Origin of the sequence: Sphaerochaeta sp. (assembly GCF_050178175.1) — a bacterium.
Taxonomy (GTDB): domain Bacteria; phylum Spirochaetota; class Spirochaetia; order Sphaerochaetales; family Sphaerochaetaceae; genus Sphaerochaeta.
Map to the genome: position 1 here is coordinate 1 of NZ_JBFXGH010000126.1, position 5,767 is coordinate 5,767.

Here is a 5,767-nt window from a genome sequence, read left to right on the forward strand (position 1 = left end):
TGGTGCTTCATAGACAAGTGCCCTTATTTGATAGAACAGCGTAAGCAACAGTGTTGCAGTCTCAGCAATTGAGGGAGTCTCGCTCAGGCTAAGTCGTTGTAGTTCAATGAAAAATGCCGAGCCATTAAGTTTGGAGAGGCCAGGTATCAACCTATTGAGCTTTTTAAGTGTTGTAGTGATCCGTGCTGAAAGCTCATCATACTTTGCTATCTGGGAATCGGTCATCTTCAAGGCGACATTGTAGATGACCACTTGGTTGATTATCCCCTCCGTCATTGCCTCCGAGAACCCATAGGTATAGAAGAGTGGACCAAGGGAAGGAACCAATACCTGCTCAAATCCATTACCTTGTGGTGTTGCTGAAAGGCCTAGTGAATAGTAGTTTTTCTTTTGCCTCTCATCCAGTAATTCAAGAAAAGAAAATATCTTCCTGTTCTCTGCACTTGCATAGTGATGGCACTCATCTGCAATGAGCATTACCGGTATCCTGTTGCTGAGTTGTTGATGCAGAATGTAAGAAAGCTTGTATCGCGCAGAGTTGATAACATAGATCATGACAGGCTTGTCATGTTCCTGATGATGCGTGCCACAGACCCACCCAATATCTTCTCTCTCTATTCCTAGGTCATCATGATGTGCAAGAATAGCTGATTTCCACTGTCCGACCAGGAAGGTTTTGGGGACAATGATTACGATATGCAGCTTGGTTCGCAACTTTTCCTGCAAGGCTTTTGCAGCATACAGGGCAAGGATTGTTTTTCCGGCTCCTGTTACAACCTGCGTAACACCACGTCCCTGCTTTTCCAGCCAGGACGCGATGCACTGTTCTTGCCATGCATGAAGGGATAAGCCCATGGGTTTGATGCTCCTTGGCACAAGATACCACGAGAGGTCTTCCTCAAGCAATGTCATGCAATAAGATCATGCGATAATGGTAAAAGGGATTGCATAGAACCGCACCATCATTTATGCTTTTCTGTATGCCCAGAAAGGAGAAGTCATGGACTACGAAATTTTATATAACGAATATCTTGCGTACGAGAAGGCAATTAAAGAAAAGATCAAATTGGTAACCAAACTACAAAAAGCTATAGCTAAGAACATGAGCAGTGGTGACCTGTCTAAAAGTATTTCAGACACTGAGCTATTGCATCAAGCAAGCGATGAGCTGTCTGATTTGACCAGTAGTATCAAAGCACTGCTCTCAAACTTTGATGCCAGAGAATATATGGAAAGCGGACTTTTTGCTCAGCAGCTCTTGAGTCAGTGTGAACAGAGTAATGTTGATGTTATCGGCGATTTCCCCGTCTACGAGATGTTTCCCTACAAGGTACGGTTTGATGTAGAGAACCAGGAAGCATATCTTGACCGGAAGAAGGTCTCTTGTCTCCGTCCATCCACCTTGGTGTCCATTGTCAAGGCAGGGCAAGAAAAACTCTACAAGGCATCCTTCAGGGCAAACCAGTTTGCAACTGAGTTGGCCGCAGCCTATGATCTTGCTTGCTTGAAGCTAGGGAAGGAAGCAGGAGCAGATATCTACCTGACCACGCTCTATAAATACTTGGTGCCGATGAGCCGCTCACGCAAGGAGTATGACCAACAAAGTTATGCATTCGATATTGCCCGGCTTTTTGATGCCCAAGAAGTGGAAGTAAAGGGAGGGAGGTCATTCCAGTTTGGTCCAAGCAGAAACAACTCCAAGGCACTGAGGATTCTTGACCAGACTGGAAGAGAATACTATCTCGCAACCATACGATTCTATTAAAAGAGGTAGTTTGATGGAAATGCAGACCAATATGCGTGCAACCATTGCCCAGCTTTCTCAGGGAGAAGTCCCCGAAAGTGACCAATTGCTTAGCCAACTTTCAGTTGGAATCCAATTTCTTACTGACTTCTATCAGGAGAAATATCTTGATGAGTTCATCAAGGCTGGTGGGAGCAAGATCAAGTTCATTACGGGAAGAAAGGGAAGTGGGAAGACTCATACCCTTCACCTTTTGCAGTCCCTTGCAAAGCAAAGGAAGTATGTAACGGTCAGCATTTCTGCAAAGACCCTCTGGCTTCATGATTTCAGGGAGTTCTATCTAGAGGTGCTTCGACAAGCTAATATCATGGACTTGCTCAATCATTGCAGTGAGAAGATTGTCCAGGCAATGGGATTTGAGAGCAAAGACATTGACCCAGGCCTCACCTTCCTTGATTTCCTTGCCCAGCAAGGTCTGGCTGATGGAATAACCAGGCGGGAGATACGTAACCAGCTAAAAGAGATGTTCCTTGATAATCCAAGGATGGATAATAACTTTTCTCTTGCTTGCAGTTTGCTCTGCGGTTCCTTGCTTGGTCATCCAGTATTGGAAGAAACAAACAAGGAACTTCTGCTTGCATGGATGCATGGGGATAAGAAGATTCGGATGACCCTGCTCAGGCCATTGGGTCTGGCTCCTACCAGGATCACCAAGTATAATGCCCGTAATTTGCTGCGCAGTCTTGCTGAATTGGTGCATCTGAGTGGATACACCGGGCTGTTGGTGACCGTTGACAATCTTGAGGTCCTGGTTGATAGGTCAGGTATGAATCCCCTGCATTATACCAAGATGAAACGGGAAGATACGTATGAAAGCATCCGCCAATTGATTGATGACATTGATACCTTCAACCATTTCATGGTGGTATATGCGTTCTCAGGGGAATTGCTCGATAATGAGAATGCTGGATTGAAGTCATACCAAGCACTCTGGATGCGAATCCAGAATGAGGTACGCTCAAAGCGAGTGAACAAGTTTACCGATATTGCCGATCTTGATGCGATTGCACTCCAGGAATATTCACCATCGTTGTTGGTAGAGATGAGCCAGAAGCTTGCCCAGCTGGTACAGCATATCAATGTACAGGCTTCCCCTTTGGATGAAGAGCATGCGAAACAATTGATAACACAGGCCAGACTGGGGGGTGTGTCAATTCCTCGTTTGGTCAATCAAGCGACGTTGGGATTCCTTGCCCAACAAGATACTGCTGAGGAGGAAGAACATGGCTTGGGGTTATGAAGAGAGACATATGATCGAGGCCCTGCGCTCAGGGGTTCCTTCCAAGGCTATAGGTCACCACTTTGCAGAAGCCAGACAGGAACTTTTGGATGATATCATAGAGAAACTGGATGGTGTTTGTGACTCCAAGATAAGTGATTCCATGATCATCAGTGGGAAATATGGTGAAGGGAAGACCCATCTTATCAACACCATCTATACGTTGGCTCATCAGAGAAACATGGTCGTATCCCTGATCTCCTTGAGTAAGGAGACACCTCTGGACAAACTTTACTTGGTGTACCCAAAGTTGGTAAACAATACTTACTTGCCCAACCATGTACAGCCAGGGTTTACCCAGGAACTGAACAAGCTTTCCCCGAACTCTCCCTTGACCAACGACCTCTTGCTGTATGGGGCAACACAGCTTGAGACCGACCGTTTGTACTATTTGCTACGGTCCTACCTCCATACCGACGATATGGAAGAGCAGTTCCTGCTGCAGACAGATTTGGAAGGGGATTTTGTACCCAGCCTCCAGATCAAGAAAATGTATCGTAGGATTTTTGGGGAAAAGGTAGTATTCAACCAGAATTTTGTGAAATCTCGTCATGCCCAGGACTATGTGGCCTTTCTCAGCCATCTGTTCGTACAGCTCGGGTATAACGGGTGGGTGGTTCTCTTTGATGAATCTGAGCTCATTGGTCGTCTTAGCAAGAAGGCGAGGGCAAAGGCATACAATAATCTTGCTTCATTTCTTTTCCCTGCCAAGCAGCTGGAAGCTACCTTCAGTCTTTTTGCCTTCAGTTCTTCCTATACGGAGGATATTATAGAGGCAAAGAATGAGTATCAGAATCTGGAAGAGTTGTATCCTGAAGGACAGGAGCCTATGAAATCAGTGCTGGATTCCATTGTGAAAGCTCCTCAACTGAAGCCGCTCAGCCATGAAGAGATGCAGCAGATCCTTGAGAAGATTGTACGCTTCCATGCAAAGGCTTACGACTGGCAACCTGGGATTAAGTTGGAAGAACTCTTGTCCCGTGTAGACAAGAGTGGGTATTTGTTGCGGTCGAAGATTCGTAGTGCGATTGAGTATCTTGATCAACTCTATCTGTACCAAACAGAAGCTGACAGCTCCATTGTACAACTTGAAGAGGGCCATTACGAGGAAGAGAGCGAGGAAGAGAGTAACCCTACCTTTGAGCAGTTGTTTGATGATTGACCCTTCATATGCACATGTAGGAGTATGGGAAAGAATAGGGAGACCCCTTGGGTCAAGCAACTACCATACTATGCTCTGGCTCTTTCACAATTAGCGGATGCTGTAGTATTGGCAAAACAACGATCTCTCAGTGCATTGGAACAAGAGGGTATGATTCACTCTTTTGAAAATACCCATGAGTTGAGCTGGAAAGTACTAGGTGGCTATCTCAAGGATCAAGGCATCCAGAGACTGTATGGCCCAAAGGATGCTGTTCATGCAGCATTGGCTGTTGGGCTGATACAAGAAGGAAAGCCCTGGATGGATATGATCCGGGACCGTGGCCAAATCTATGACCTAGAGGTCACCGATGAAATTGTTACTCGCATCATGGGCTCTTACATGCATGCATTCAAGGAGCTTCAGGAAACATGGGAAAGCCTTGCTCATGAATTGAAGACATGAACTCTTTGTATCCACACGAACTGTTGTGGTACGTCGATGCAGTATCCCAGATATATGTAGGCATTGCGTATGTAAGGTTCAAGAAAGTGCCTATATTGGGGTGCTTTGCGTATGCTTATAGGTATCTGAAATTCTAAATGGTTGTCGATACAACCAAAAATAATATAAATTTGGTGGATATAGTAACCAATTTCATTGAAAATTGGTGAATGCAGTGTACAAAAATGGCAATGTGCCGTATGCTTATAGTATGGATAGGTTATACGAGTTTTATCGAAGAAGATTGCAGTATACTGATATGTCCCTGGTACGGGAGTTTGAGACTACCGTTTCATGGGATGCTCGTCTTGTGGGAATCAGGGGAGCCAGAGGGTGTGGAAAAACTACACTTATTTTGCAACATATAAAAAAGGCGTTTGGGGATAACCAAGATCTTGCCCTGTATGTAAGCTTGGATAATCTATATTTTGCGGACAACCCTCTGCTAGACGTTGTTGATACCTTCGTAAAGCATGGAGGCACCCATATCTTCTTGGATGAGGTGCATAAATATCCTGATTGGACCATTGCAATTAAAAATCTGTACGATGAATTCCCTATGCTTCATATCGTCTTCACTGGTTCTTCCTTGCTTGAATTGGAAAGGGGTAAGGCTGATTTGAGCAGAAGAGCACTGATGTATGAACTCCCAGGGCTCTCATTCCGAGAATATCTGGAAATTGAAACAAAGATGTCTTTTCCTGCGTTCTCAATTACGGATCTTCTGGATAAACATGGCCAGATTGCTCAAGAGATTGTTTCTCGGGTCAAACCCTTTAGGTATTTTTCAGATTACTTGAAGTTCGGATATTACCCTTACTACCTTGAGGGTGCAGGGGATTACCCCATGCGATTGGAAGAAACAGTGCTTATGATTCTGGAACAAGAGTTGCCTATGGTGCGTGGTATAGAACCTGCCTATATCCCAAAGATCAAGCAACTGTTGTCAATTATTGCGCAATCAGCTCCGTTTGTTCCAAATATTACCAAATTGAGTGAGCGGATAGGAATCAATAGGCAGACCTTCATCACCTATCTC

6 protein-coding genes are annotated in these 5,767 nt (G+C 44.9%); 5 read left to right on the forward strand and 1 reads right to left on the reverse strand.

Features of this window, described 5'->3' with window-relative positions:
* The coding region (locus tag AB7S66_RS10815; protein WP_428519900.1) for a DEAD/DEAH box helicase at positions 1–912 on the reverse strand (912 nt) is incomplete at its 3' end.
* A gap of 88 nt (positions 913–1,000) precedes the next feature.
* Between AB7S66_RS10815 and AB7S66_RS10820 the strand changes: the two genes are divergently transcribed.
* From AB7S66_RS10820 to AB7S66_RS10840, 5 genes are all read left to right on the forward strand, one after another.
* A complete protein-coding gene (locus tag AB7S66_RS10820) occupies positions 1,001–1,765 on the forward strand; it encodes a hypothetical protein (RefSeq protein WP_428519902.1) in 765 nt (254 codons plus the stop codon).
* Positions 1,766–1,778: 13 nt separating this feature from the next.
* Positions 1,779–3,044, forward strand: a complete 1,266-nt coding sequence (locus tag AB7S66_RS10825) for a BREX system ATP-binding domain-containing protein (RefSeq protein ID WP_428519903.1) — start codon at positions 1,779–1,781, stop codon at positions 3,042–3,044.
* Positions 3,028–4,245, forward strand: coding sequence for a BREX system ATP-binding domain-containing protein (locus tag AB7S66_RS10830; protein WP_428519905.1), 1,218 nt, complete (start codon positions 3,028–3,030; stop codon positions 4,243–4,245). Before AB7S66_RS10825 ends, AB7S66_RS10830 begins: the two co-directional genes overlap by 17 nt.
* A 24-nt stretch (positions 4,246–4,269) precedes the next feature.
* Positions 4,270–4,689 (forward strand): HI0074 family nucleotidyltransferase substrate-binding subunit, encoded by a 420-nt coding sequence (locus AB7S66_RS10835; protein ID WP_428519907.1) that lies wholly within the window; start codon positions 4,270–4,272, stop codon positions 4,687–4,689.
* 250 nt (positions 4,690–4,939) lie between these two features.
* Positions 4,940–5,767 (forward strand): ATP-binding protein (locus AB7S66_RS10840; protein ID WP_428519909.1); only part of this gene is annotated, 828 nt, incomplete at its 3' end.